Annotated in this window: 20 protein-coding genes; 7 read left to right on the top strand and 13 right to left on the bottom strand. The window is 60.3% G+C overall.

Annotated elements, in window-relative coordinates:
* Positions 1-78: 78 nt before the first annotated feature.
* Positions 79-2835 (bottom strand): calcium-translocating P-type ATPase, PMCA-type, encoded by a 2757-nt coding sequence (locus P8A25_RS10660; protein WP_022397433.1) that lies wholly within the window; start codon positions 2833-2835, stop codon positions 79-81.
* A 172-nt stretch (positions 2836-3007) separates the two neighbouring features.
* Between P8A25_RS10660 and P8A25_RS10655 the strand changes: the two genes are divergently transcribed.
* Positions 3008-3661: a hypothetical protein gene (locus P8A25_RS10655; protein WP_102722876.1), complete on the top strand. Its 654-nt coding sequence runs from the start codon at positions 3008-3010 to the stop codon at positions 3659-3661.
* 122 nt (positions 3662-3783) lie between these two features.
* Here P8A25_RS10655 and P8A25_RS10650 read toward each other — a convergent pair whose 3' ends face one another.
* Positions 3784-6321: a hypothetical protein gene (locus tag P8A25_RS10650; protein ID WP_215443714.1), complete on the bottom strand. Its 2538-nt coding sequence runs from the start codon at positions 6319-6321 to the stop codon at positions 3784-3786.
* A 189-nt stretch (positions 6322-6510) separates the two neighbouring features.
* Here P8A25_RS10650 and P8A25_RS10645 point away from each other — a divergent pair, with 189 nt between their 5' ends.
* Complete coding sequence (locus P8A25_RS10645) at positions 6511-8241, top strand: thiamine pyrophosphate-dependent enzyme (RefSeq protein WP_215443715.1); 1731 nt, start codon at positions 6511-6513, stop codon at positions 8239-8241.
* A gap of 86 nt (positions 8242-8327) precedes the next feature.
* Here P8A25_RS10645 and gatB read toward each other — a convergent pair whose 3' ends face one another.
* The 3 genes from gatB to P8A25_RS10630 all read right to left on the bottom strand — a co-directional run bounded on the left by gatB (position 8328) and on the right by P8A25_RS10630 (position 11293).
* Positions 8328-9794: an Asp-tRNA(Asn)/Glu-tRNA(Gln) amidotransferase subunit GatB gene (gene gatB / locus P8A25_RS10640; protein ID WP_102722873.1), complete on the bottom strand. Its 1467-nt coding sequence runs from the start codon at positions 9792-9794 to the stop codon at positions 8328-8330.
* A 378-nt stretch (positions 9795-10172) separates the two neighbouring features.
* Positions 10173-10529, bottom strand: a complete 357-nt coding sequence (locus P8A25_RS10635; RefSeq protein ID WP_022397428.1) for a four helix bundle protein — start codon at positions 10527-10529, stop codon at positions 10173-10175.
* 32 nt (positions 10530-10561) lie between these two features.
* Positions 10562-11293, bottom strand: a complete 732-nt coding sequence (locus P8A25_RS10630) for a uracil-DNA glycosylase family protein (protein WP_102722872.1) — start codon at positions 11291-11293, stop codon at positions 10562-10564.
* Between the two features lie 110 nt (positions 11294-11403).
* Between P8A25_RS10630 and P8A25_RS10625 the strand changes: the two genes are divergently transcribed.
* The 3 genes from P8A25_RS10625 to rfbA all read left to right on the top strand — a co-directional run bounded on the left by P8A25_RS10625 (position 11404) and on the right by rfbA (position 14424).
* On the top strand, positions 11404-12366 hold the full coding sequence (locus P8A25_RS10625) for a 6-phosphofructokinase (RefSeq protein WP_102722871.1): 963 nt from the start codon (positions 11404-11406) through the stop codon (positions 12364-12366).
* A gap of 132 nt (positions 12367-12498) precedes the next feature.
* Positions 12499-13551 (top strand): dTDP-glucose 4,6-dehydratase, encoded by a 1053-nt coding sequence (rfbB, locus tag P8A25_RS10620; protein ID WP_102722870.1) that lies wholly within the window; start codon positions 12499-12501, stop codon positions 13549-13551.
* Positions 13552-13560: 9 nt separating this feature from the next.
* A complete protein-coding gene (gene rfbA, locus P8A25_RS10615) occupies positions 13561-14424 on the top strand; it encodes a glucose-1-phosphate thymidylyltransferase RfbA (RefSeq protein WP_102722869.1) in 864 nt (287 codons plus the stop codon).
* 306 nt (positions 14425-14730) lie between these two features.
* Here the strand turns inward: rfbA and P8A25_RS10610 are convergent, their stop codons facing one another.
* The 8 genes from P8A25_RS10610 to mce form a co-directional block, all read right to left on the bottom strand.
* Positions 14731-15432 carry a hypothetical protein gene (locus tag P8A25_RS10610; protein ID WP_102731740.1) on the bottom strand — a complete coding sequence of 234 codons (702 nt, stop codon included), beginning with the start codon at positions 15430-15432 and terminating at the stop codon, positions 14731-14733.
* Between the two features lie 122 nt (positions 15433-15554).
* On the bottom strand, positions 15555-17051 hold the full coding sequence (locus tag P8A25_RS10605; RefSeq protein WP_102722867.1) for an acetyl-CoA hydrolase/transferase family protein: 1497 nt from the start codon (positions 17049-17051) through the stop codon (positions 15555-15557).
* Positions 17052-17104: 53 nt separating this feature from the next.
* Positions 17105-17878, bottom strand: coding sequence for a biotin--[acetyl-CoA-carboxylase] ligase (locus P8A25_RS10600; protein WP_102722866.1), 774 nt, complete (start codon positions 17876-17878; stop codon positions 17105-17107).
* A gap of 35 nt (positions 17879-17913) precedes the next feature.
* Positions 17914-19503 carry a sodium ion-translocating decarboxylase subunit beta gene (locus P8A25_RS10595; RefSeq protein WP_343123161.1) on the bottom strand — a complete coding sequence of 530 codons (1590 nt, stop codon included), beginning with the start codon at positions 19501-19503 and terminating at the stop codon, positions 17914-17916.
* A gap of 156 nt (positions 19504-19659) precedes the next feature.
* The gene (locus P8A25_RS10590; RefSeq protein ID WP_180971744.1) at positions 19660-20067 is read right to left on the bottom strand and encodes an acetyl-CoA carboxylase biotin carboxyl carrier protein subunit; all 408 of its coding nucleotides are present in this window, start codon (positions 20065-20067) and stop codon (positions 19660-19662) included.
* Positions 20068-20142: 75 nt separating this feature from the next.
* Entirely contained in the window at positions 20143-20601 is a 459-nt protein-coding gene (locus tag P8A25_RS10585) for an OadG family transporter subunit (protein ID WP_215443807.1), read from the bottom strand.
* Positions 20602-20622: 21 nt separating this feature from the next.
* Entirely contained in the window at positions 20623-22188 is a 1566-nt protein-coding gene (locus tag P8A25_RS10580; protein WP_022395955.1) for an acyl-CoA carboxylase subunit beta, read from the bottom strand.
* 31 nt (positions 22189-22219) lie between these two features.
* Entirely contained in the window at positions 22220-22642 is a 423-nt protein-coding gene (gene mce, locus P8A25_RS10575; RefSeq protein ID WP_102722924.1) for a methylmalonyl-CoA epimerase, read from the bottom strand.
* 165 nt (positions 22643-22807) lie between these two features.
* Between mce and P8A25_RS10570 the strand changes: the two genes are divergently transcribed.
* Both P8A25_RS10570 and rplS read left to right on the top strand, forming a co-directional pair.
* Positions 22808-24346, top strand: coding sequence for a TIGR03790 family protein (locus tag P8A25_RS10570; protein ID WP_180971848.1), 1539 nt, complete (start codon positions 22808-22810; stop codon positions 24344-24346).
* 110 nt (positions 24347-24456) lie between these two features.
* Positions 24457-24804: a 50S ribosomal protein L19 gene (gene rplS, locus P8A25_RS10565; RefSeq protein WP_012419257.1), complete on the top strand. Its 348-nt coding sequence runs from the start codon at positions 24457-24459 to the stop codon at positions 24802-24804.
* Positions 24805-25007: the final 203 nt, after the last annotated feature.

Genomic DNA, 25007 nt, shown 5'->3' with positions numbered 1-25007 from the left:
TGAAAGAAGGCTTTCCGGGCGGCAGCGCCGTCCGTGTCATGCAGGTGGATTTTCACCCGGATGACGCGGCGGGACGTCTTACGGGCGGGCGGAGGATTTGTCCGGCGTGAAGGCGCGCACCAGCTCTCCGATCCACAGGACGAGGGAGGTGCCGGCAAAGATGATGCCCCAGTCCGTCCAGCTCAGGGGCACCACGTTGAACATCTTGCCGCCGAAGGTGACGATGAGGTATTGCCCGGCCAGGATGAGCAGAGCCACCACTCCGAAGCCCCCGATGCTGGCGCCCATGCGGGCAAAGGCGCTCTGGTGCGTGTTGAAAGCCTTGGCGTTGAACATGTTCCAGAACTGGAGAAGGACGAAGATGGTGAAAAACAGGGACAGTTCATAGCCGGTCAGTTCATGCTCCGGTGAGGAGAAGTCCAGGTAGCTGCCGAAGTAGCCGCTGAGGCTGAACTGCGTGAGGCTGGTGACGTCCGCATGCTTGAAGTATTGCAGCAGGCCGAACAGGAAGGCCACGAACAGGATGCCCACGCCCAGAATGTTCCTGCCCATGGGGCGGGTGATGATGTGGTCCGTCGTCTTGCGCGGCGGATCCTGCATCACGCGTTCGTCCGGCGGCAGGGAGGCCAGGGCCAGCGCGGCGAAGGTATCCATGATGAGGTTGACCCAGAGCATCTGCGTGACCGTGAGGGGGGATTCCGTGCCCAGGAACGCGCCGATGAGCACAATGAGGCAGGCCGCCACGTTGATGGTCATCTGGAAGACGATGAAGCGCTGGATATTCCGGTACAGGGAGCGTCCCCACATGACGGCGCGGGAAATGCTCATGAAGGAATTGTCCAGGATGGTGATGGCGCTGGCCTCCTTGGCTACGGTAGTGCCGTCCCCCATGGAGAGGCCCACCTGCGCGGCGTTCAGGGCGGGGGCGTCGTTGGTGCCGTCCCCGGTGACGGCCACCACCTGGTCCTTCTTCTGGAGCAGCTTCACCAGGCGTTCCTTGTCCATGGGCCTGGCGCGGCACATGATTTTCAGGTCCATCACGCGGTCCAGCAGTTCCGCATCCGGCGTCTGTTCAAACTCCACGCCCGTCATCAGGCGGTCCGGCGTGTCCGCCTCCGTCCACAGGCCGATCTGGCGGCCGATTTCCCGTGCGGTGCCGGGGGTATCTCCCGTGACGATCTTGATATTGATGCCCGCGTCCATGCAGTCCTTCACAGCCTGGGGCACGTCGTCCCGGACGGGGTCGGAAATGGCGGCGATGCCCAGGTAAACCAGGTCTTTGCGGATGACGCGGCCGTCCTCAAACACCGGGGCGTCATCATCCAGGATTCGGTACGCGAAGCCCAGCGTGCGCATGGCCTGGTTCTGGTAGGCCAGGAGCTGTTCCTCAATGGCGGGGCGCATGTCCGCGGCAGGAACCTGGCCTTCCGGAGTCAGGACGGTGGAGCAGAGGCCCAGCACGATTTCCGGCGCGCCCTTCACGTAAAGGACTTTTTTGCCCAGCAGGGGGGATTCCACCACGGTAGCCATGTACTTGCGTTCCGTGGAAAAAGTGAGCTGTTCCTGCACGCGGGCGTTTTCCCGCAGGTCCAGGTAATTCACGCCCAGCCCGTGCAGCCACAGGAGGAGCGCCCCTTCCGTGGGATTGCCCAGGGCCTTGATGTGTTCCGGGTCCGCATAGTCCAGGAAGGCGGTGGAGTTGACGGCGATGCCTTCCCGGATCAGGTTGCCCAGCTCGCCATCCGCCGGGGCGGCGTCCCCCAGGCCGTAGAAGTCCGCCTTGTATACGTTCATCTGGTTGCGCGTCAGGGTGCCCGTCTTGTCCGTGCAGATGACGGTGGCGGCCCCCATGGTTTCGCAGGCGTGCATCTTGCGCACCAGGTTGTTGTTGGCGAGCATGCTCTTCATGCTCAGGGCCAGGCTCAGGGTGACGCTCATGGGCAGCCCTTCCGGCACCGTAACCACGATGACGGTCACGGCGATCATGACGGTGTTCAGAATGTAGGTTCCCGCGCTTAGCCATTCCACGGGGCCGGGCAGGTGGGAGAAGTACAGGGTAAGGCGCCCGATGATGATGAGGGCGGCAATGGCGTAGCTGGCCCAGGTGATGAGGTCGCCCAGCCTGGAAAGCTGGCGGTTGAGGGGAGTCTGCACCTTGTTGTCGATCTGGGAGCCTTCATAGACCTTGCCGTATTCCGTCCTGTCCCCTACGGACGTCACTTCCATGATGCCGTGGCCGTCCGCCACGGTGGTTCCTTTCAGAACGTGGTTGGAGGGGTAGGTGGCGTCCTTCTTGAATTCCGCCTCATTCGTGGTTTTGCCGATGAGGGGTTCCCCCGTCAGCGTGGATTCGTTGACCTGGAGGGAAACGGCTTCCAGCAGGACGCCGTCCGCCGGAACCTCCTCCCCAGTGTTCAGGATGACGATGTCTCCCACCACCACGTCCCGGCGGGGAAGTTCGCAGATATTGCCGCCGCGGATCACCTGGACCATGGTCTCGTCGTTGACCTGGTTCAGGATTTCAAACTTCTTGTTGGCGCTTACCTCGAAGGCGAAGCCCACGCAGGTAGCCAGCAGGATGGCTACCAGGATGCCCACGGGCTCCAGGAAGACGCTGGCCGGTTCCGCTCCGGTGAAGAACTGGTAGCAGGCCACGCCTACGGACAGGAGCAGGGCCACCAGCAGAATCTTGATGATGGGGTCTGAGAATTTTTCCAGGAACTGCTTCCACAGGGGTTCCTTTACCGGGGGCGTCAGGATATTGACCCCGTATTTGGTCCGGTTTTCCAGAACCTGCTGTTCCGAAAGTCCCTGGTGATGTGCTGCACTCTTCATGGTTGAGATGTTTCTTTACCTGATTGGAGTCCGTGAGAAAAGTGCGGAGGAGGATTTTCAGGGATGATGACGGGAGTTTTTGGGAAAGGAGCGGCGCGGCTTGCCTCCCGTGCCGTAAAAGGCGGCATTGTTGCCTTGACTTTGACGGAGTTCCGGCGATTCTGAAGTACCTATGTGGAATGATCTTTCTCATGGCCTTTCCGTACTGGCGGACGCCCTTGCCTTCCTCTCCCGCTCCTGGGGGTTCTGGGTCTGCGTGGGCAGCGTGGCGGGACTGGCCGCCGTGTATGCGTGGTGGAGAAAGCGGCTGGCCCTGTGGGCGTTTGCCCTGGCGTTCCTTTCCCTGCTGGCCGTGGTGGGCCTGGCGTGCCGCCAGGTGATGCATCAAAAGACTTTCCTGTGGATCCAGGAGCCGGAGCTCCAGGCCCTGTCCGGAAAGTACGAGGTGGAATCCTCCCCCAGGGAGCGGTGGTTTTTCCGGCCTCCGGAGCTGAAGCGCTTTTTCCAGGTCAGCTCCTCCACGCTTCTCCTGAATGAAGACGGAACGTGCGAGATTTCCTCCTTCCCGCGCCCGGAGGCGTGGGGCAGGTGGATTTCCCGCCCGGAAGACAGGGATGACCTTTCCGTGCTGGAGGAGGACCTCGTTTCCTCCTGCCGCGGAACCTGGTCCCTGGTGAAGAAAGGGGGATATTACGGCGTCTCCATCGTTTATTCCCCCGGCAGCAGTTTGACGCTGTACCTGGGCGGGGAGAATGCGGAATGCCTGGTGATGCCGGTCAACCCCTCCGACCCGCTGGAAGCGGTGACGTTTGAGAAAACGTTCTGACCCGGGCGCAGGGACGGGTGGAAAAAATGGAGGGAGGCTGCTTTTCCAGCCTCCCCCCAATGTAGCTTTTCAAGTGCCGCTTCTGCTTGAGCAGGAGCGTGGCTCCGGGACTCCGGAAGCTTTTATTTGACCTTTCCTCCTTCGTACACCAGCACTTCAAAGGGCTTCAGCGTGAAGGTGAGCTCCTTGTCAATGTTTACGGTCTTGCCGGAGAAGCCGTCCAGCTCCCGCTGGTCGTCATAGGAATCCTTGAAGGTGATGGACCCCTTGACGTCCGCGGGAATGTCCAGGATGCCGCGCAGGGTGCCGGACAGGCTCTTTTCCTGGTCGGAGGAATTGCGGAGGGCCAGGGTGGCCTTGTTTTTATTCCATGCGGCCCAGCCGTACACGGCCCCTTCATTGGCCTCCTTGTTCCACGGGTTGCCGCCCACCCAGTGCACGTCGTCCAGAACGTCCGCGTTGCGGCGTATCCATTTAATGCCCTTGGCCAGCTCGTCCCACAGCATGCCGTCCTTGGCGTTCATCAGGTCCCTGTCCACGTAAAGCTCCTGCAGGGAGGTGCCGCAGGCCGTGGCGCAGCGGAGTTCCTTCTTCACGTTTTCAGGGTCGCGGGGCATGCACGCGGGCGGCCCGAACTTGGTGACCATCAGGCCGTGGGTCATCATGGAATTGATGGGCATCAGCGGGGAACCCTGCACAAAGACCTCATGCACCAGGCGGTCGCGGTAGGTGATCCACTTGTCGCGGTTGTCGCCCACGCCGATCGTTCCGAAGTCGTTTTCCTGCCTCCATACGGAATCCGCATAACGGAACCAGAACGGGGAGGCCCAGGTGCCCACGGTGCAATTGATGTAAAGGTCCCCCTTCTTCTTGCGCAGGGCGTTCAGCACGCGGATGATGCCTTCCGCATCCTCCTCGTTGCCGGGGCCCTTGGCGTGGAAATGGGTGCTGATGCCGTCGAATTTGAAGTACTTCATATTGTAATCCTTCACCATCTGGGAGCAGCGGCCCACAAAGGCGTCAAAGTATTCCTTGTTGGAAAGCTGGAAGTTGCCGATCTTGTTGTCCGGGTGCTTCACATTCCAGTGGGCCAGGCGCTTGCCCTTGGAGGCTCCGTAGCCGCCCACCGGGCCCAGCCAGGTGCCGATGCCGGCCTTTTGTTTACCCGCGGCGGCGTCAATGCGCTTGAAGCCCTGCGGGAACATCCTGTGGAAATCCCACAGGCTGTTGAACTCGTCCCAGCCGTCGTCCCAGACGAAGGCGTCAATGGACATGCCGCGCTTCTGGAAAAACTGTTCCTGCCAATCCTTCAGGACGGCCAGGCACTGTTCTTCCGTCATGCGCTTGGCGGGGTCTGAATCATTGTTCCGGTTGATGTTCAGTTCATACCAGGAATTGTAATGGATGAAGGGACGGTAGGGCATCACGCGCTCCCGCTCCATATAGGCCAGGAAGGAACGGCGTTGCTGGCCGGGGGCGAAGATGCCGAGGACGGAGGACACCTCCCACACCTCCCTGGGCTGCATGGTGGTTTTGCGGCTCCAGACGCCCTGGGCGAGCTGGGAATCGTCCGCCTGGGCGTCTTCCTTTTCCTCCAGCGTGCGCACGGGCAGGGAGAAAGTGATTTCCCCCTTGCTGGCAATCGGTTCGCTCTTGGTCTGGACCCAGTAGCGCAGCAGGTAATTCCCCTTGGCGGGAACTTTTACGGTGTAGGAATTGTTGGCATTGGCGTCTCCGGTACTCCCGGCGTGGAAGTCGGAATCAAGGACGGCCCCCTTGGCGGAAAGGAGCTGCACGCCGGCGGTGTTCAGCTTGTTGTTTCCCTTGTCGCCTCCCTTGTACTGGAAGGTAATGGTGCAGGAGCCCTTGCCGTCAATGGTGACGGGGCCTTCCGCGCAGGCTACCTGTTCCCCGTACTGCTTTTTCAGCTCCTGCGGAATGTTGAAATTGCCCGTCCATGAAACCGTGGACCATTTGTCCGCGTTCCATGCCGTGGACTCCCCGCCTGCCGCGTTTCCGGAGCCTCCCACGGTGTTGATGCCCATGGGCGTTTCCAGGGCGGTGAACGCCAGGTCGTTCACGATGAGCGCGCCCCTGGCATTTCCGGAAACGGAGGGGGAACCCGCCTTCCCTTCCACCAGGTCATACTGCATGGCCACGATGCTCTTCATCTGGATGGGCTTTGTGCTCACCAGGCGGAGTTCCTGCCGCAGGTAGTGGGAATTGTCCCTGAGTACGGCGCGCCAGGAAATGTGCAGGGAGCCGTTCAGCGCCTGGAAGGAGGCCGTGACGGCTTTTCCAGGGAAGCGGTCCGCCAGTTTGAACGCCTTGGGGTTGGGCTGGAGGGTGACGAGTTTGACGTCCCCCGCCTTCAGGCCGGAGGACTTGATGCTCTGGCCGTCCTGAAGGTTGATGATGAACAATTCGTCCCCGGCCTTGGCTACAGGGCCCAGTTTGGACGTCATTCCTCCGAAGGAAAGCTTCCCGCCCCGGTTGATGAATTTGGCCGTCAGGATGTTGTTGGAAAGGGTATAGCCGGAGGGAGCCTGCTCCGCATTGGCCGCGCCGGGGGTGGGGCCCGGGAAGACGACTGCTGCGGGAACGGTGGCAACGCTTCCCAGAACGGCGGCCATCAGGAGAGCTTTAGTGAGGAATTTCATGGTTTGGTATCAAGGAAAATGGAACTACCTTGCCAAGATAGACCCCAACGCGGTTTCTTCAAGGAAAAAGCCTCCCGGCAGGAGAGGCGGCTGTTTGGAAATCTGTCATGGTTTTCCGCGCGGAAGGAACTTCCGGTATCTATGACACACAAGCATTGATTTTTTTCAACCGGTCTTGGTCTAATCTGCATGTATACGGTAGCTGATCAGCTTGTTGAAATCTTGGAAAAAGCGGGAATAAAGCGCATTTACGGCATTGTGGGAGACAGTTTGAACCCCATTACGGACGCCCTCCGCAGAAAAAAAACCATCGAATGGATCCACATGAGGCATGAGGAGGTGGGCGCCTTTGCCGCCAGTGCGGAAGCCCAGCTGACCGGTAACCTGGCCGTGTGCTGCGGCAGCAGCGGCCCCGGCAATCTTCACTTGATCAATGGCCTTTATGATGCCCACCGGAGCAGGGCCCGCGTGCTGGCGATCGCCTCCCACATCCCCCAGAGCCAGGTGGGGGTGGACTATTTCCAGGTGACCCATCCGGAGCAGCTGTTCAAGGAATGCAGCTCCTATGCGGAACTGGCTTCCACGGCGGAGCAGGCTCCCCGCGTGCTGATGTCCGCCATCCAGCATGCCTATTCCCTGCATGACGTGGGCGTCATCGTGCTGCCGGGCGACGTGGCGGACGCGCCGGCGGAGGCCAAAGACCTGGTGCATCCACCCGCCTTTGCCCGGGAAACAGTGGTTCCGGACCATGAATCCGTGGCACGCCTGGCCCAGATGCTCGCTTCACACGACCGCATTACTTTCTTCTGCGGGGGCGGCTGCGCCGGAGCGGAACGCAAGGTGGTGCAGCTCGCCGCCCGCGTGAAGGCCCCGATTGCCTACACCTGGCGCGGCAAGGACTATTTTGAGCATGACAACCCCGTGGGCGTAGGCATGACCGGACTGCTGGGCTGGGGTGACGCGTACAAGGCCATGCATGAGAGCGACCTGATCGTGATGTGGGGGACGGATTTCCCCTATTTCAACTTCCTTCCCACCAAGCCCTCCATCGTCCAGATCGACCGTCGCGGGGAAGTGCTGGGCCGCCGCTGCCGCCTGGACCTGGGAATCTGCGGGGACGTGGGCGCCACGGTGGACGCCCTGCTGGGAATGGTGGAAGAGAAAAAGGATTCCGACCACCTGGACGCCTCCCTGAAGCGTCACGCCAAGGATGTGAAGGACATGAATGCCTACATGGACGGGAACGACAAGGAATCGCCCATCCGCCCCGAACAGGTGACCACCGCCGTGAACAAGCACGCGGCTCCGGACGCCGTGTTTACCGTGGACACGGGCACCCCCTGCATCTGGAGCGCGCGTTTCCTGTGCTCCACGCTGGGCAGAAAAACGCTGGCTTCCTTCAATCACGGCTCCATGGCGAATGCCATGCCGATGGCGATCGGGGCCCAGAAGGCGTACCCGAACCGCCAGGTAGTCGCCCTGTGCGGAGACGGCGGCCTGTCCATGCTGCTGGGGGACCTCATTACCATAGCGCAGTACAACCTGCCGGTGAAGCTGGTGGTGTACAATAACGACTGCCTGGACTTCATCCAGTTGGAAATGCAGGCCGCAGGCCTGATTCCGTGGGGCATCAACCTGGACAACCCCTCCTTTGCCGCCGTGGCGGACGCCGTGGGCATCAAGGGCTTTGTGCTGGATAAGTCAAGCCAGGTGGACCAGATGGTGAAAACGTTCCTGGACTACCCGGGCGCGGCTCTGCTGGATGCCCGTGTGGACCGGGATGCCATCGCGCTGCCCCCCTACATCAGCCTGGGACAGGCCGCGGACTTTTCCCTGGCCATGGTCAAGCAGACGCTGACCGGGGAAGTGAAGCAGGTGTGGAACACGCTGGCCGGGAACCGGAAGCTGTTCAAGCCCTGAGGGCTTGAACAAAAATACTAAATAGGAAAGACCAAATACTAAAGCTAGTGCCGGAAAATATTTGGTCTTTCATCTTTAGTTTTTGGTCACTGTTCTGAAAGAGCCTTTTTCAGCGCTTCCGTCACGATCTTCGGGTTGGCTTTGCCTTTGGCGGCTTTCATCACCTGGCCGGTGAGCCAGTTCAGGAGCTTGTCGTTGCCGCCCCGGATTTCCGCCACCTTGTCCGGATTGGCGGAAATGACCTCCTGCACGATGCCGTCCAGGAAGGAGTAATCCGCCTTTTCAAAGCCGAGCAGCTTGGCTGCCTGCGCGGCGTTGAGGGACGGGTCTTCCCACATTTTGGTGAATACGTCCTTGGCCTGGTTGTTGGAAACGGTGCCGTCGTCAATAATGGCGATCAGGTCCCGGATGGCGCCGGGCTTCACCGGGCATTCGGACGGGCGCATGCCTTTTTCATTCAGCACGGCGGAAATGTTGTTGATGACCCAGTTGGCGATCTTCTTGCCGCTGGCGGTTCCCTGCGCCGCCTCTTCAAAGAAGCGGGCCAGTTCCAGGTCGCCCACCAGCACGTTGGCGTCATATTCGCTCAGGCCGTATTCCTCCATGAACCTTTTCTGGCGTTCCTGGGGCAGTTCCGGAATCTGGCTGCGCACCCTCTCCACCAGCGGGGCGGTGTGTATGGGCACCAGGTCCGGGCAGGGGAAATAGCGGTAATCGTGCGCGTCTTCCTTGGTGCGCATGATGGAGCTTTCCCCGCGTTCGTCGTCCCAGCGGCGGGTGGACTGGATCTGCGCCATGCCCATGTCCAGTTCTTCCGCCTGTCGCTGGATTTCATAATGAAGGGCGCGGCGCACGGCGGACATGGAATTGAGATTCTTCATCTCCACCTTTGCCCCCAGTTCCTTCTGGCCGTGGGGACGCAGGGAAATGTTCACGTCGCAGCGCATCTGGCCCTTCTCCATGTCCGCGTCGGAAATGTCCCCGTAATTCAGAATCTGCTGGAGGGACTTGAGGTAGGCGTAGGCTTCCTCCGGGGTATCAATGTCCGGGTCGGAGACGATCTCCATCAGGGCGGACCCCGCGCGGTTGTAGTCAATCAGGGAATAATTGGCGTGGTGGGTGATCTTCGCCGCGTCTTCCTCCAAATGGATGCGGGTCAGCTTCACGGTGCGGAAGGGGGGCACGCCGGCCTTGATCACGTCGTTCGGGTAGGACCAGGGATACAGGGGCACCTCCCCGCCCAGGCACAGCGGCAGGTCCAGCTGGGAAGTCTGGTAATTCTTCGCCATGTCCGGGTAGAAGTAATTCTTGCGGTCCCACTGGGAAACCTCCGGGCTGGAGCATCCCAGCATCAGGCCGGTCAGCAATGTGCGTTCAATGGCGAACTCATTCAGCACGGGCAGCGCGCCCGGCAGCCCCAGGCAGGTGGGGCACACGCGCGTATTGGGTTCAAAGCCAAAGCCGGTCTCGCAGAAGCAGAACATTTTGCTCTTCGTCTTGATCTGGCAGTGGACTTCCAGGCCAATGGTCACGATGTAATCTGAAATTGCCATAAATTCGGAACGCTTGAATATCGCGCAAACTGTACGGAACCCTCTTCTCCCTGTCCAGTAAAAAGGCCTGAGGCGGGAGAGTGGAGAGTGGAGAGTGGAGAGTGGAGAGTGGAGAGTGGAGAGTGGAGAGTGGAGAGTGGAGAGTGGAGAGTGGAGAGTGGAGAGTGGAGAGTGGAGAGTGGAGAGTGGAGAGTGGAGAGTGGAGAGTGGAGAGTGGAGAGTGGAGAGTGGAGAGTGGAGAGTGGAGAGTGGAGAGTGGAGAGTGGAGAGTGGAGAGTGGAGAGTGGAGAGTGGAGAGTGGAGAGTGGAGAGTGGAGAGTGGAGAGTGGAGAGTGGAGAGTGGAGAGTGGAGAGTGGAGAGTGGTTTTAGATTAAGAATTATTTTTTGATTTGGAGGGAGACGGTTTTTGTGGTGGAGGTGAGGAGGCGTTTGAGTTCTTCTCCATCCCGGTAAATGCTGGCGTGCATTTCTTCCGTCAGGAAAGAGGTGTCTTTAAGCAAATCCAGCCAATAGAGGGTTTCCGAGCATTCCTTCAAGGCAATGTAAATTTTGGAAAGGAAATCCTTTTTGCTGATGGCGCATTCCGCTTCCGCCAGGTTGGCTCCAATGCCGGTACCGCTTCTCAGCAGTTGTTTTGAAAGCACGAACTCCTTTCTCTCATTACACAAAAACTGGTACAAACGAACGATCCGAACAGCAAATTTCCTGCTTTTTACTCTAGTAATTCCCTCCATCACTAAACTCTCCACTCTAAACTCTCAACCCTTCATAAAATGCCCAGCTCCTTAAGCTGCTGGACGGGGCGTTCCGGCCAGAGCTTGTTGGCGATGGGGCTGGCGGGGCTGGGGTGGAGCAGGGTGCCGATGGTGAAGCTTTTGCCGGGGAGCCGTTCGGCGGCGTCCCGCAGCTTCTGCGTGGCGTAGGCTCCCACCCCTACCAGCGTATGCGGGTTCAGGATGGTGATTAGGGAAACCAGGTGCTCCATGCACACTGCATCCACGGCGGCGCGCTGTTCCGCCGGTAATTTGTCCGGCGTGATGTTGGCTCCCGTTGCCCCCATCCAGATCAGCGGGCAGTAGTTGGCCACGTAGTTGTGACGGAAGAAGTTTTCCGCGGTGCCGAAGGCTTCCGCAAAGAGCCCCCACAGGCGGCGCCCACTGACTTCCGACCGAGGGCAGCCGAAGCCCTCCACGGGACGCTTGGGATGGGTGTGCTCCGGCCTGCCGACTTCTCCGCGGATGTGCAGCCAGTTGACGACCGCATCCACTTCCCCGAAGGGGACGCCCGTCTGGGCCATGCCGAAGGGGCCGGGATTCATGCCCAGGAAGAAGTGGCTCTTTTCCCCGTTCCCGTAGGCGCGCACGTACTGCTCATGCGGCGCCCAGGCGTAGGTGAGCGGGTTGTAGGTAAAGTGGACCGGGTCTCCGAACTGGAGCCGCTCCGTACCGTCCCGGAGGGCGGCCGTGGCCTTCAGAATGGCTGCTGCGGTGTCGTTCATGCCGCTGCATCATGAAGCGTTGCCGTTTATTGCGCCAGCAAAAACTCCGCGCTTGCATTATTTGCCCGGCCCGGTAACATTTCCCCCCGGACAAGTTAACCTTATTACTTATGAGTGGAATAGCCATTATGACATCAGGCGGTGACGCCGCCGGAATGAATCCGGCGATCAGGGCGGCTGTGGATCATGCCCGCCAGCTTGGAATGAACCCGTACGTTGTCTATGACGGCTTGGAAGGACTGATCGATGGAAAAATCAAGGAAGCCACCAGGGAACTGACCAGCGACATGATTTACAGGGGCGGCACTCTCCTCCGCTCCTCCCGGTCCAAGCGCTTTTTCGACTATGAATTCCGCAAGCAGGCCTACGAACACCTGAAGGACCGCAACATCGACAAGCTCGTTATCATGGGCGGCGACGGTTCCTTCCGCGCGCTGAACGACTTTTTCAACGATTTTGAAGTACCCTTCGCCGGCATTCCGGCCACGATTGACAACGACATCGCCGGCACGGACTACTGCCTGGGCGTGGACACCGCCCAGAACGTGATTCTGGACTGCATCGACTCCGTCCGCGACACGGCCCGCTCCCACCACCGCGCCTTCGTGATTGAGACGATGGGCCGGGACTGCGGCTACCTGGCGATGACCACCGCCCTTTGCAGCGCGGCGGACATCTGCATCGTCCCTGAAATCCCTTACGACCTGGAATCCATTTACAAGCGCCTCCAGCCCGTCATCAATGAGGAAGGAAGCTGCATCATCGCCGTGGTGGCGGAAGGCACCCGCGTGGCGCAGTACCTGACCCGCTGGCTGACGGAACGCGCCGGCATGGACACCCGCCTGACCGTGCTGGGCCATGTGCAGCGCGGCGGCTCTCCCACCGCCCGCGACCGCCTGATGGGCACCCGCTTTGCCACCCGCGCCGTGGAAGCCCTGAACAACGGGGACATCAACCAGATCATGGTGTACCATGACGGACAGTACGGCTATGCCTCCCTGGACGCCGTGGCCGGGCAGCAGTATTCCGTGAATCCGGACATCATCAACCTCTGCCGGGAACTGAGCTGCTAGCCGGTTCCGCGGTTCCTGCCCCCGCTTTTCCGCGCCCATGCCTCCATGTTCCCGGCGGCATGGGCGGATTTGTTTTGAAAAACCCTGCCGCTGCTGTATGATGGCGCCGCATCTTTCCCTGAAAACAGTGTTATGAAAGTTATCGTTACGGGGGGCGCCGGATTCATCGGCTCCAATCTGGTCAGGCTGCTGCTTGAGCGCGGCCATGAAGTCCTGAATATTGACGCCCTGACTTATGCCGGCAACGTCCGTTCCCTGGACGGCGCGGCGGACTCTCCGGCGTACCGCTTCCTGCACGCCGACGTTCGGGACGCCGCCCTGATGCGGAACACCCTGCGGGAATACGGACCGGACTGGGTGATGCACCTGGCGGCGGAGTCCCACGTGGACCGTTCCATTGACGATCCGGGGGATTTCATGACCACCAATGTCATGGGCACCTTTTCCATGCTCCAGGCCGCCCTGGAATATTACCGTTCCCTGGAGGGGGAGAAGAAGGAGCGTTTCCGCTTCCACCACATTTCCACGGACGAAGTATACGGCTCCCTGGGGAAGGACGGCCTGTTTACGGAATCCACGCCGTACCGCCCCCATTCCCCCTATTCCGCCAGCAAGGCGTCCAGCGACCATCTGGTGCGCGCCTGGCATGATACGTACGGGCTGCCCGTGCTGATTACCAACTGTTCCAACAACTACGGCCCTTACCAGTTCCCGGAAAAACTGATTCCCGTGGTCGTCCTGAAGGCCCTGGGCGGCGAGCCCATCCCCGTGTACGGCAAGGGGGAAAACGTGCGGGACTGGCTGTACGTGGAGGACCACTGCGAAGCCCTGCTGACGGTCGTTTCCTCCGGAAAACCCGGCGAAACGTACAACATCGGCGGCAATAACGAGAAAACGAATCTGGAGCTGGTGGAGCTGCTGTGCTCCCATCTGGATGAATTGCGGCCCCGCGCGGACGGCCGGAGCTACCGGGAGCAGATCACCTTTGTGCAGGACAGGCCCGGCCACGACCTGCGCTATGCGATTGATGCGTCCAAAATACGGAGGGAGCTGGGCTGGTCTCCGCGCCAGGACCATTCCTCCGGGTTCAGGAAAACCATTCAGTGGTATCTGGATCATGAGGACTGGTGGCGGGGAATCCTGTCCGGGGAATACCGTCTGGAACGTCTGGGAACCAATGGCTAGGAAATTGATATGAAAGGTATTGTTCTGGCCGGGGGAAGCGGCACGCGCCTGCATCCCGTCACGCTTTCCGTCAGCAAGCAATTGCTGCCCGTTTACGACAAGCCGATGGTGTATTACCCCATTTCCGTGCTGATGCTGGCCGGGATACGGGAAATCCTCGTCATTTCCACTCCGCGGGACCTGCCTCTGTACCAGGATCTGCTGGGGGACGGAAGCAGGTTCGGCGTAACTTTTGAATACCGGGAACAGCCCAGGCCGGAGGGACTGGCTCAGGCCTTCATCATCGGGGAGGAATTCATCGGAAAAGATACCGTGGCCCTGGTGCTGGGGGACAATATTTTTTACGGTCGCGGCCTGACGGAGAAGTTGAGGCGCGCCGCTGAACTGACGAGAGGGGCGACCATTTTCGGTTACCAGGTGCACGATCCGCAGCGTTTCGGCGTGGTGGAGTTCAATGAAGAAGGAAAGGCCGTTTCCATTGAGGAAAAACCGCTCAAGCCCAAGTCGGACATCGCCGTGACGGGCCTTTATTTTTACGACAACCAGGTGGTGGAGATCGCCAAGAGGATTCCCAAATCCGCCCGGGGAGAGCTGGAAATCACCTCCGTGAACCAGGAGTACCTGAAACAGGGCCTTCTGCGCGTGGAAAAGCTGGCGCGCGGCTATACGTGGCTGGACACGGGCACGCACGACACCCTTCTGGAGGCTTCCATGTTTGTCCGCACCCTGGAACACCACCAGGGCTTCAAGGTGGCGTGCCTGGAGGAGATTGCCTTCAACAACGGCTGGATTTCCGCAGAAACGCTGCGTATTCAGGCCGGAGCCATGAAAAATAACGGCTACGGCTGTTATTTGGACGAATTGGTGAAGTAACGTTCCGAGCGGCGCTCCTGTTTCCCCTGCCTGGGAAAATGGCCCGGGTTGCGTTGGCTCCCTGCCGTAGCCCGGGATTCCCGGAGGGCGTGGGTGCCTCCCTTGCAGTGCCTGCCCGTAGGGACGGCCGTGTTCCCGGACGGATAAATGATGCCGCCGGTTTTTTATTCAAAGCCGTAAAAGGCTTCGGCGCTCCGGGAGCCGCACCCGGGCTGTAAGAAGGGCCGCGGCGCGGAGCGCGCGCATTCATTTCGCAGGATGAGGCAGGAACTCTTTCGGAAAGCCTGTAGGAATGGAGAGAGGGGCCTACGGGCGGCTGTCCGGCATGGAAGGATTCATCAATTCCGGCATGGAGGCTATGGACATGGCGTTTTTAAAAAGGCGCCGCACCAGAATAACGGAAAGGGCCGCTAGCAGGATTTCGAGGCCGCAGGACAGGATAATGGCCAGCCACGCAGCTGGCGTTGCCAGGGAGGGAGCCACGGAGGACAGGCACTGCCGCAACAGGGTGGAGAGGAAGAACAGGACGCTTTGCAGTCCGCAGCCTGCCGCCGCAATGCCCCAGGCCAGGAATGTCCTTCTGCCTGCGGATCCGTATCCCGCCGTATAAGGGAAGGAAAAGAAAGAAATGATGGCCGCCAGAAGGAGGAAGGACTCCCAAACCCTGTCCATTTCCGCGTATTGCAATAAGACGGGCATCCCCGCAAACGGAATGAGGAGGGAGTACAGGGCGGGCAGGAAGGCCAGCGCGCTTAGAATTCTTGTGATCCTGCTCCCCTGGGAAGCCAGCAGGACCCTGCTTCCCCAGGATAGGAGGAAAGACAGGGCCAGGATGGAGATTAGTTCCGACCATGTTCCCAAAAGCAGGAAGGGCGCGGCTGTCCGTGGGCAGTGGAGGAAAAGGGGCATGAAAAGATGAATGAGGACGGTCGCCGTGACGCCTGCTCCGAAGAGGAAGGTGCAGGCTCTGATAAATGCCTTGGCTGCGGGGTAAATCATCCAGTTCATGGGAGAGGAGCGGGAAGTGGAGAAGGACGGGAAAAAGGAAAAGGACCGCTCCCTGCGCGGGAGCGGTCCTGTAGGGTTAACGTGGAGTCATGGGCGTCAATGCGAATGACGGCAGGCAGGGGTTACTGGTATTGGGCCCAGTCGACATTCTTCATGTCTCCGCTCCTGGCCAGCTCTGCATGCATGCCCAGGGCGGCCCGGATGGACTGCGGAGTCTGGGCCTTGCCGCCGGACAGTTTCAGGTAATCCCAGAGGATGTTCTTGTAATCCGGATGGACGCAGTTCTCAATAATGGTTTGGGCCCGTTCTTTCGGGCTCTTGCCGCGAAGGTCCGCAACGCCCTGTTCGGTAATGATGATATTGACGTCATGTTCCGTATGGTCATGGTGGGAGACCATGGGGACGATGGCGCTGATCTTGCCGTCCTTGGCGACGGACGGGCAGGTGAAGATGGAAATATAGGCGTTGCGCGTGAAGTCGCCGGAACCGCCGATGCCGTTCATCATCTTCGTGCCGCCGATGTGCGTGGAGTTGACGTTCCCGTAAAGGTCGGCTTCAATGGCGGTGTTGATGGAGATGACGCCGAGGCGGCGGATCACTTCCGGGCTGTTGGATATTTCCGAGGGACGGAGCACCAGTTTGTCGCGGAAGAAGTCCATATCCCTGTAAATGCCTTCCAGGCAGTCATTCGTAACGGTCAGGGAACAGGCGCTCCCGAATTTCACGCGGCCCTCCCGGATCAGGCCGATGACGGAGTTCTGGATGACTTCCGTGTACATTTCAAAGGCGGGGATTGTCTTGTCGCGGCCCAGGGCGCCCAGCACGGCGTTTGCAATGTTGCCCACGCCGGACTGAAGCGGGAGGAAGGTGGAGGGGATAATGCCCCGCTTCATGTCGGCGGCCAGGAAGTCCGCCACGTTCTGCCCGATTTTATCGGTCAGGGGGTCAGCCGCGGCAAAGGAACGGGCTTCGTCCGGCCAGTTGGTTTCCACGATGCCCACGATCTTTTTCGGATCAACCTGGATGTATGGTTTCCCGATACGGTCGCTGGGTTTGTAAATGGGGATTTCACGGCGGTTGGGAGGATCCAGGGGTTCGTAAACGTCATGCAGCCCCATGGCATTTTTGCTGTGGGCGGCGTTCAATTCCACGATGATCTTGTCGGCAAGGCGGCAAATGGTGGGAGCGATCCCTCCGGCGGCCGTCAGATAAATTTTACCGTCGGCCGTGACCTCGCAGGCTTCGATGATGGCCATGTCTACTTTGCCCATGAACCCGTAACGGATTTCCTGGGCCATCTGGGACAGGTGGATGTCGTTGTAGGCGATTTCCCCATTGTTCACCGCCTTGCGGAAGTCAACGTTGGTGGTGTAGGGGGCGCGGTAGCGAATAGCCTTGGCGCGGGAAAGAACCCCGTCGCAGGAATCGCCCGTGGAAGCACCGGTGAAGACGCTCACCTGGAAGGGGTTCCCCTTAGCGTGTTCCGCTTCTGCAATTTTTGCCAATTCAGCCGTCACAGCCTTGGCCGTCCCTGCGGGAGTAAACCCGCTCAGGCCAATGTGGTGGCCGTGTTTAATCAGGCTTGCTGCTTCTTCTGGTGTTAGTTCCTTGTAACTCATGTCAGTGATTTTTGTTGGATGAAAGAGAAAGAAACTCCGTGTCAACGGAGCGGTCAGGCTTGTTCTTCAACAAGCCTGTTGATCAGATGTGCCGGAACGGTCCGGAGGGAACCGGTCGGAAGGGATACCACAGGATTGCCCTGATCGTCAATCCCCGTAAAGATTCCCCGGATGGTTTCGTCATCCGTAAGGATGGAAACCGACCTTTCCCCGGCCCATGCTTGCGCCAGCCCCTCCTGAAGGGTGGGGATGCCGCCGTGGGCAAAGGTAGAAAAAACCTGGTCCAAATGCCTGCCGAGGGAAGCCATGACGTCATGCAGTGAGGGACAGTCCTGAACAAGATCCGCGAGCCTTGCGGGAGGGTCCTTGATTTCTCCGGCTATAGAGGCCACGTCATTGAAAATGTTGATGCCTATGCCGATGACGGCCATGTGCGCGGAGGGGCGCTCCACAAGAATGCCCGCCAGTTTGGATTTTCCTATGAGGACGTCGTTGGGCCAGCGCAGGCGCGCGTTGGCAATGCCCATGCTGCGGAGCATGTTGAGCAGGGCCAGCCCTGCAACCAGGGGCAGATGGCCCCAGTGTACGCCGGCCGCAGTATCCAGGGGAACGGTGAAGGAGGACCACAGGCCGCCTTCCTCCCCTACCCATTTGCGGTTGAACCTGCCGCGGCCGCTTTTCTGCACGCGGCAGACGGCAATGTGGCGGGGGGGCAGAGAACGGGCCAGGTCATTGGTGGAAGAAGCCTCGGCCCATTCATGATAGGTCCAGTCGCCGCATGGTCCTTCCTCCTCTGGAGGAGTGGGGGATGGGGCGGTGGAATTCATGGGATGGGCCGAGGCCTGGAATAATTTCTGTCAGGTTATCTCGCCAGAGTAGCAATGTAGTAGCCTGCGATGACTGCGGTGCCGATCACGCCCGCAACGTTCGGTCCCATGGCGTGCATGAGAAGGTAGTTGGAGGGATCATACTTCTGGCCCACATTGTGGGAGACGCGGGCCGCCATCGGAACGGCGGAGACGCCTGCGGAACCGATCAGGGGATTGACCGGATTCTTGCGCCAGATGAGGTTCATCAGCTTGGCGGCGATCACGCCGCCCGCGGTGGCTACGCCGAAGGCGACAATGCCCAGCAGAATGATCAGCAGCGTTTCCTTCTGCAGGAAGCGGTCACCCTGCATCGTGAGGCCCACGGAGGTGCCCAGGAAGATGGTGACGATGTTGATGATTTCATTCTGGGAGGCCTGCACCAGGCGTTCCGTTACCTTGCACTCGCGCAGGAAGTTGCCCAGCATCAGCATGCCGATCAGCGGAGAGGCGTCCGGAATCAGCAGGATGGTGACAATGGTTACCAGCACGGCGAAGAACAGTTTTTCACTCTTGCTGACCGTTCGCAGGGATTTCATGCGGATGACCCGCTCCTTCTTCGTGGTCAGCAGAGCCATGATGGGCGGCTGTATCAGCGGGACCAGGGCCATGTACGTATACGCGGCCACGGCCACGGCGCCCAGCAGGTGCGGAGCCAGCTTCATCGTCAGGAAGATGGAGGTGGGGCCGTCAGCGCCGCCGATGATGCCGATGGAGGCGGATTCATTGGGCGTGAAGCCCATGAACAGGGCCATGAAGAACGTGGCGGCCACGCCCACCTGGGCCGCTGCACCCAGAAGAAGGGTGCGCGGTGCGGCGAGCAGCGGGCCGAAGTCCGTCAGGGCTCCCACGCCCAGGAAGATGATGGGCGGGAAGATTTCAGCCTTGATGCCCAGCCCGATCCAGTCGTACAGACCCCCATGGATGGAGGTGACCAGTAATTCCTGGGTGTGCTGGCCCACGGCCACGTACTTGCCTGCGGCGGAGACCACCAGGGGTTCCAGCTTCTGCGTTTCCAGATTCACCGGAACCTGGTTACCTTCCGTGTCAAAGTAGTTGACTCCCTTCTGGCGCAGAACGGTGGTGACTCCACCGTTCGTGAGCAGGTACACCGGATCGTTGGCGTCCGCTTCCGTCACGTTGTGGAAGTCCTTCAGGTTGGGGTCCACCGTCAGGCTGTCGTCCCCCAGAAGGGCGGCGTCAGCCTTGGCTTTTTCCTGGGATTCCCGCACGGGCTTGATCTGGGAGACGGTCAGCGGGCTGCCGGGGTAAACCTGCATGGGCTGTTCCATGTTTGCCAGATACTGGGCGCGGGCTTCAGGCGTGGTCAGGTTGGCCGGCACCTTGACGGGGGCCTGCTGGAGCGGGGCCACGTGAACGCGCAGGTAGCCCACGTTGTTGAGGGACGTGGCGGTCACTTCCCCCGCCTTATTGGAGGAGATGACCTGCTGGTTCAGCTGGGTGATGAGCATTCCGTTGTCCGGAATGTTGGCAATTAATGCGCCAAAGGCAATTGGAACCATCAGAAGAGGTTCGTACTGCTTGGCTACACCCAGGTACAGGAGAAGAACGGCAATGCCCCACATCCCTACCATTTGCCATGATAGGGAGAAGATGCCCATCCCCTGTAAAAAGGTGATTAATGAATCAAAAAGACTCATATGGAATAATTATTGTAGCGGTTTTTAGTCTGAGTCGGAGTCCGGACCTGTGTTAGGGGGGCCGGGCGGCTCCCGCCGAGATTAACCAATCTTGGCCAGCGCCTGTCCTTCCTGAACCGTGTCGCCCGCGCTTACGCAGAAAGCGGTGAGCGTGCCGGAGGCGGGAGCGTAAATGATGGTGTTCATCTTCATGGCTTCCAGCGTCAGGATCTGGTCACCGGCCTTCACGGCGGTGCCGGGGGCAACGTCCAGGGAAACGACTTTGCCGGCGAGCGGGCTGGGCACGTCTCCTGCACCGGCGGCGGCCGGGGCGGGGGCGGGCGTGGGAGCCGGAGCGGGCGCCGCGACAGGGGCGGAGGCTGCGGGTGCGGGAGCCGGGGCTGCAACGGGGGCCGGAGCCGGGGCGGAGGTAGTGGAGGAGACCTGGTCCAGGAGTTCTACGGATACGTCAAATACCTTGCCGTCTACGGTGATGCGAAGTTTCTTCATAATAATGTATGGTATGGAATATTAAGTTAAATGATTCCCGCCGGGGGCGGGGGTAAGGGTGAATAATGCAGTGGTTCAATGACTGGGCCGGATGCGGTGGGAGGCGAAGATTTCCGCCCTGCCTGCGGCCGCATAGCCGGAGCCCGGGGATTGCTTGATTTCCACGATGCGGTGGCTCATGCCGTCCAGGCCTGCGTCCACGGCGGCGGAGATGACGGCCACCATTTCCGGCGTGAGCTCCGTCATGGCGGAGTCCACGGCTGCGGAGAGGATGGCGAGCATTTCCGGAGTCATGCCCGGCTTGCCTGCTGCCGCAGGGGCGGAGGCAGGCACAGGAGCGGGAGCGGCGGAGGCCGCTGCGGCCTTGGCTTTGGCCTTGTTCTGGATGGAAGCGGCAATGGAGCCGCTGATGGTCAGAATGACGGCCAGGCCACCCAGGCACATCATGACCACCAGAATGCCGACGATCTGGTAGTCCAGATTCTCCATGATGTTGGCCATGCCCTGCGCAAAGGCGAGTGTCGTAAGTAACATATGAATCCGTTAAGATGGATGTTAGAGCGGAATGTTGCCGTGCTTCTTGGCCGGACGCACTTCCTTCTTGTTCAGGAGGGTGCGCAGGGCGAAGGCGATCTTGGCGCGGGTTTCTTCCGGATTGATGACTTCCGTGATCTGGCCCATGCCGGCCGCCACGTACGGGTTGTAGAAGGCCTCCCGGTATTCTTCCAGAAGTTCTCCCTGGCGCTTGGCCTTTTCCGCGGGGTCTTCTACGGCTTTCAGCTCGCGGCCGTAAAGCACCGGAACAGCGCCTTCCGCGCCCATCACGGCGATTTCCGCGCCGGGCCAGGCGAAAACGGCGTCAGCGCCCAGGTCCTTGCAGCACATGGCGATGTAGGCGCCGCCGTAGGCTTTGCGCATGATCAGGGTGACCTTGGGAACCGTGGCCTGGGAATAGGCGAAGATGAGCTTGGCGCCGTGGCGGATGATGCCGCCGCGTTCCTGGTTCTTGCCGGGCAGGAAGCCGGGCACGTCCACCAGGTTCACCAATGGGATGTTGAACGCGTTGCAGAAGCGGATGAAGCGGGCGGCCTTGTCGGAGGAGTCGATGTCCAGGCAGCCGGCCTTCACGTTGGGCTGGTTGGCGATGATGCCGACCACCACGCCGCAGACCCGGCCGAAGCCGACGACGACGTTCTTGGCGAAGTCCTTGTGCACTTCCAGGAAATCCCCGTCATCCACCAGGCGGCTGATGATGGGCTGGACGTCCAGGGGCGTGCGGTTGTCGCCGGGAATCAGGTCGCTCATGCCTTCGTCCGCGCTCAGGTCAAGCGGGGTGTCCAGCTTGTGGGGCGGTTCTTCCGCGTTGTTGGCGGGAAGGAAGGAAAGGAGCCTCTTCAGGATGTCCAGGGCGTGCGCGTCGCTGTCCGCCACGAAGTGGACGTTGCCGGACACGGATGCGTGGATGGCCGCGGAGCCGATGTCGTCCATCGTGCACTTTTCATACGTGACCTGTTCAATCACCTTGGGACCGGTGATGTACATGCCGGCGTTGCCGGAATTGCGCATGATGATGAAGTCCGTCAGGGCGGGGGAATAGGCCGCGCCGCCTGCGCAGGGCCCCAGGATCATGGATATCTGCGGAACCACGCCGGAAGCCAGCACGTTGTTGTAGAACACCTGGGCGTAGCCGGACAGGGCCGCCACGCCTTCCTGGAGGCGCGCGCCGCCGGAGTCGTTCACCGTCACCATCGGGATGCCGGCTTTCAGGGCGTACTTCTGGGCGTCCGCAATCTTCATGGCGTGCATGTAGCCGAGGGAGCCGCCCTGGGCCAGGAAGTCGGAGGCCGCGCAGGCGACCGGACGGCCGTTCACGAGGCCGAAGCCGGAAACGACGCCGTCGCCGGGGATTTCCTTCTTGCCCATGCCGAAGTTGTGGCAGTTGTGGCGCACATGCATGCCGATTTCCGAGAAGGTGCCTTCTTCAAAGAGGTACCCCATGCGGTCGCGGGCCGTCATTTCGCCCTTTTCGTGTCTCTTGTCGATCTTTTCCTGACCGCCGCTGAGGATGACCTTCTTGCGGCGGCTGTTCAGATCGTCAATCAATTTGGGATCAATAGCCATTGGTATAGTGGTATGGTGGATTCGGAGAATGTTACTTGCCGCATCCGCAACCGCCGGGGTGCTGGCAGAATTCGGTCAGCACGCCGAAGGTGCACTTGGGATGCAGGAAGGTGACCTGCGTATTGTGCGCGCCGGGGACGGGCGGGTCGTTCAGCACGGTAAGGCCGGCTTCCTTGGCCTGGGAGATGTTGTCAGCAATGTCGTTGGTCTTGAAAGCGATGTGGTGGATGCCTTCCCCTTTCTTCTCGATGGCCTTGGCGATGGCGCTTTCCGGAGAGGTGGGTTCGAGCAGTTCGATGTGGACTCCGGCAACGTCAAACATGGCGACGCGCACCTTTTGCGTGGGCACTTCCTCAATGTGGGGCTCTCCGAGTCCGAGCGCATCACGGTAGTAGGGAACGGTGGCGTCAAGGCTCTTGACGGCGATGCCGATATGGTCAATTTGTTGAATCATATGCGTATGATGGTTGTAGGGAATGCAGGTGGAAGCCTGCAATACATCAGGAGCCATTAAAGCGGATTTTTTTTAGATGTGAAGCGAAAAGCGGAAAAATGGCGAAATCGCGCCCGCTCCGTTTCACCTGCTTGATTGCCCCGGAAGATGAGGTATGGTAGGGGCATGTTCAAGAGGGGATTAGCCGTATTGTTCCTGCTGGCGTCGTGGTTTTCCGCCGCGTGTGCCTATGAGCTGCTGCCCGCCCATGTGGCCGTGGTTTACAACGGAAAATCCGAGCTGAGCCGCCGCATGGCCAGGGAGTATGCGCGGGTGCGCGGCGTGCCGGAAGGGAACCTGGTTTCCCTGGACTGCCCCTCGGCCAACGAGATTTCCCGGAAGGAGTATGAAGACCTGATCCGTGCGCCCCTGCTGCGGACGGCGCGGGAGCAGCGGTGGTGGGTGCCGTCCGGCATTGCCTCCGCCCCCATGATGGACCGGAAGATTTTTGCGCTGGTGCTGATGGCGGACCTGCCGATGAAGATACGCCATGAAGCGCCCGTTCCCCCTCCCGGGAAAGATATCAACCAGATGCAGACGGACCGCGCCGCCGTGGATTCCGAACTGGCGCTGCTGGCGGTGGACGGTTATGAGAGGAAGGCCTGGGTAGGAAACCCCTATTTTGACAGGAAGGAGGATTTTGTGGGCTCCGGCCTGCCCACGTTCCTGGTGTGCCGCCTGGACGGCCTGACGGCGGATACCTGCCTGCGGCTGGTCACGGAACCTGCGGAGGTGGAGAAGAAGGGCCTGTGGGGGTGGGCGGTGGTGGACCGGGGCGGCCCCTACGCCCAGGGGGACCAGTGGCTGGACGCCGTGTTCCGCCGCGTGCGGGAAGCGGGAATCCCCGTTTACCTGGATGACTGGCCCCAGACTCTTCCGGAGAAATTTCCGCTGAGCCGGGACACGGCGCTTTACTGCGGCTGGTACACCGGGAATGCGAACGGTCCGTTTACGGACCCAACCTTCCGTTTCCGGCCCGGAGCGGTCGCCATGCACCTGCATTCCTTCAGCGCCTCCGATTTCAAGATTCCCGGCAGGGGGTGGAGTTCCGCCCTGCTGGAAAAGGGGGCGGACGTGACGGTGGGGAACGTGTATGAACCGTTCCTGGGCGCGTGCCACCGCTTTGACATTTTTGCGGACCGCCTGCTGGACGGCTATACCGTGGCGGAAGCCTCCTGGATGAGCATGCCCGTACTGTCCTGGCAGGGGGTGGTGTTCGGGGACCCCCTCTACCGTCCGTACGCCCGCATGAAGGACATGGACGTGAAGCCGACGGAAGAGGACCGCTATTTCCAGGGCTGGTGGGCTTCCTCTGTACAGTTCGGGGACCGCTGGCGGGACCGTTCCGCGCGCCTGCTGGAATCCGCCCGGAAGGCACCCTCCTCCTGCCTTTATGAAGCGCTGGCGCTGGAATACCTGTACCGGAAGGAGCCGGCACGGGCCGGGGAGCTGGTTTTCTCCGCCCTTGACGGCGCGCCGGACGCCCGCACCCGCGCCCGTCTTCTGCTGGAGTCCCTGCTGGCGGACCGCGCCCAGGGCGGGGACAAGGCCTTCCTGCTGCGGATGGACAGCGTCCGCGCCCTCATGTCTTCCTCCGCCTTTCTCCCGGCGCTGGAGGAGTGGCATGCAAGGATAGCTCCGCCGCCGCCCCCGCCTAAAAAATAAAATTAAGGCCGTACGGCAAATTTGGATTGCCTTTTAGGGGATTATGGCCCATATTCTGCGTCCCGTAAGTTTTCCTTTTACTGATATTCACCAGCAATAGATAACACAAGATGAACATTATCAACAAAATCGAGCAAGAGCAACTCAAGGCGGATGTGACCCCATTTAACGTAGGTGATACCATCAAGGTTCACACTCGTGTTATTGAAGGCGGCAAGGAACGTATCCAGATTTTCCAGGGCATCGTGATCGCCAAGCGCGGTTCCGGCATCAATGAAGCTTTCACGGTCCGCAAGATTTCCTACGGTGAAGGCGTGGAGCGCGTGTTCCCCCTGCACACCCCCCGCATCGCCAAGATTGAAGTCGTGAACCGAGGCAAGGTCCGCCGTGCCAAGCTTCACTACCTGCGCGGCCGTATCGGCAAGGACGCCATGATCGTGAAGTCCGCCAACCGGTAATCGGAAAAATTGCTATTTTTGCTGGCCCGGCCCGCCGTGAGGCGAGGCCGGGTTTTCTATGCCCGGAAGGTTTTATTCCACCCCGGAGGAAGAAGGGGTCGGACGGGAAAGGAAGGCGTGAAAAAATTTTCGTGCCCCCCCCTGTGAGGGCAACACGGTTTTTCCCGGTGAAAGTTCCGGAAAGGGGGAGAGAGGCTGAAAGA

The organism is Akkermansia sp. BCRC 18949 (genome assembly GCF_045011645.1).
Classification (GTDB): Bacteria; Verrucomicrobiota; Verrucomicrobiia; order Verrucomicrobiales; family Akkermansiaceae; genus Akkermansia; species Akkermansia massiliensis.
This window is presented reverse-complemented; position numbering and strand designations above follow the sequence as displayed.

Excerpts from the sequence above, each read along its gene's own strand:
- rfbB (WP_102722870.1), top strand. The coding sequence starts at position 12,499 with ATGAAAGTTATCGTTACGGGGGGCGCCGGATTCATCGGCTCCAATCTG.
- P8A25_RS10600 (WP_102722866.1), bottom strand. The coding sequence starts at position 17,878 with ATGAATTCCACCGCCCCATCCCCCACTCCTCCAGAGGAGGAAGGACCA.
- P8A25_RS10595 (WP_343123161.1), bottom strand. The coding sequence starts at position 19,503 with ATGTGGGGCATTGCCGTTCTTCTCCTGTACCTGGGTGTAGCCAAGCAG.
- P8A25_RS10660 (WP_022397433.1), bottom strand. The coding sequence starts at position 2,835 with ATGAAGAGTGCAGCACATCACCAGGGACTTTCGGAACAGCAGGTTCTG.
- P8A25_RS10645 (WP_215443715.1), top strand. The coding sequence starts at position 6,511 with ATGTATACGGTAGCTGATCAGCTTGTTGAAATCTTGGAAAAAGCGGGA.
- mce (WP_102722924.1), bottom strand. The coding sequence starts at position 22,642 with ATGATTCAACAAATTGACCATATCGGCATCGCCGTCAAGAGCCTTGAC.
- P8A25_RS10590 (WP_180971744.1), bottom strand. The coding sequence starts at position 20,067 with ATGAAGAAACTTCGCATCACCGTAGACGGCAAGGTATTTGACGTATCC.
- P8A25_RS10585 (WP_215443807.1), bottom strand. The coding sequence starts at position 20,601 with ATGTTACTTACGACACTCGCCTTTGCGCAGGGCATGGCCAACATCATG.
- P8A25_RS10650 (WP_215443714.1), bottom strand. The coding sequence starts at position 6,321 with ATGAAATTCCTCACTAAAGCTCTCCTGATGGCCGCCGTTCTGGGAAGC.
- P8A25_RS10630 (WP_102722872.1), bottom strand. The coding sequence starts at position 11,293 with ATGAACGACACCGCAGCAGCCATTCTGAAGGCCACGGCCGCCCTCCGG.
- P8A25_RS10570 (WP_180971848.1), top strand. The coding sequence starts at position 22,808 with ATGTTCAAGAGGGGATTAGCCGTATTGTTCCTGCTGGCGTCGTGGTTT.
- P8A25_RS10625 (WP_102722871.1), top strand. The coding sequence starts at position 11,404 with ATGAGTGGAATAGCCATTATGACATCAGGCGGTGACGCCGCCGGAATG.
- P8A25_RS10580 (WP_022395955.1), bottom strand. The coding sequence starts at position 22,188 with ATGGCTATTGATCCCAAATTGATTGACGATCTGAACAGCCGCCGCAAG.
- P8A25_RS10605 (WP_102722867.1), bottom strand. The coding sequence starts at position 17,051 with ATGAGTTACAAGGAACTAACACCAGAAGAAGCAGCAAGCCTGATTAAA.
- P8A25_RS10635 (WP_022397428.1), bottom strand. The coding sequence starts at position 10,529 with ATGGAGGGAATTACTAGAGTAAAAAGCAGGAAATTTGCTGTTCGGATC.
- gatB (WP_102722873.1), bottom strand. The coding sequence starts at position 9,794 with ATGGCAATTTCAGATTACATCGTGACCATTGGCCTGGAAGTCCACTGC.
- rplS (WP_012419257.1), top strand. The coding sequence starts at position 24,457 with ATGAACATTATCAACAAAATCGAGCAAGAGCAACTCAAGGCGGATGTG.
- rfbA (WP_102722869.1), top strand. The coding sequence starts at position 13,561 with ATGAAAGGTATTGTTCTGGCCGGGGGAAGCGGCACGCGCCTGCATCCC.
- P8A25_RS10655 (WP_102722876.1), top strand. The coding sequence starts at position 3,008 with ATGTGGAATGATCTTTCTCATGGCCTTTCCGTACTGGCGGACGCCCTT.
- P8A25_RS10610 (WP_102731740.1), bottom strand. The coding sequence starts at position 15,432 with ATGAACTGGATGATTTACCCCGCAGCCAAGGCATTTATCAGAGCCTGC.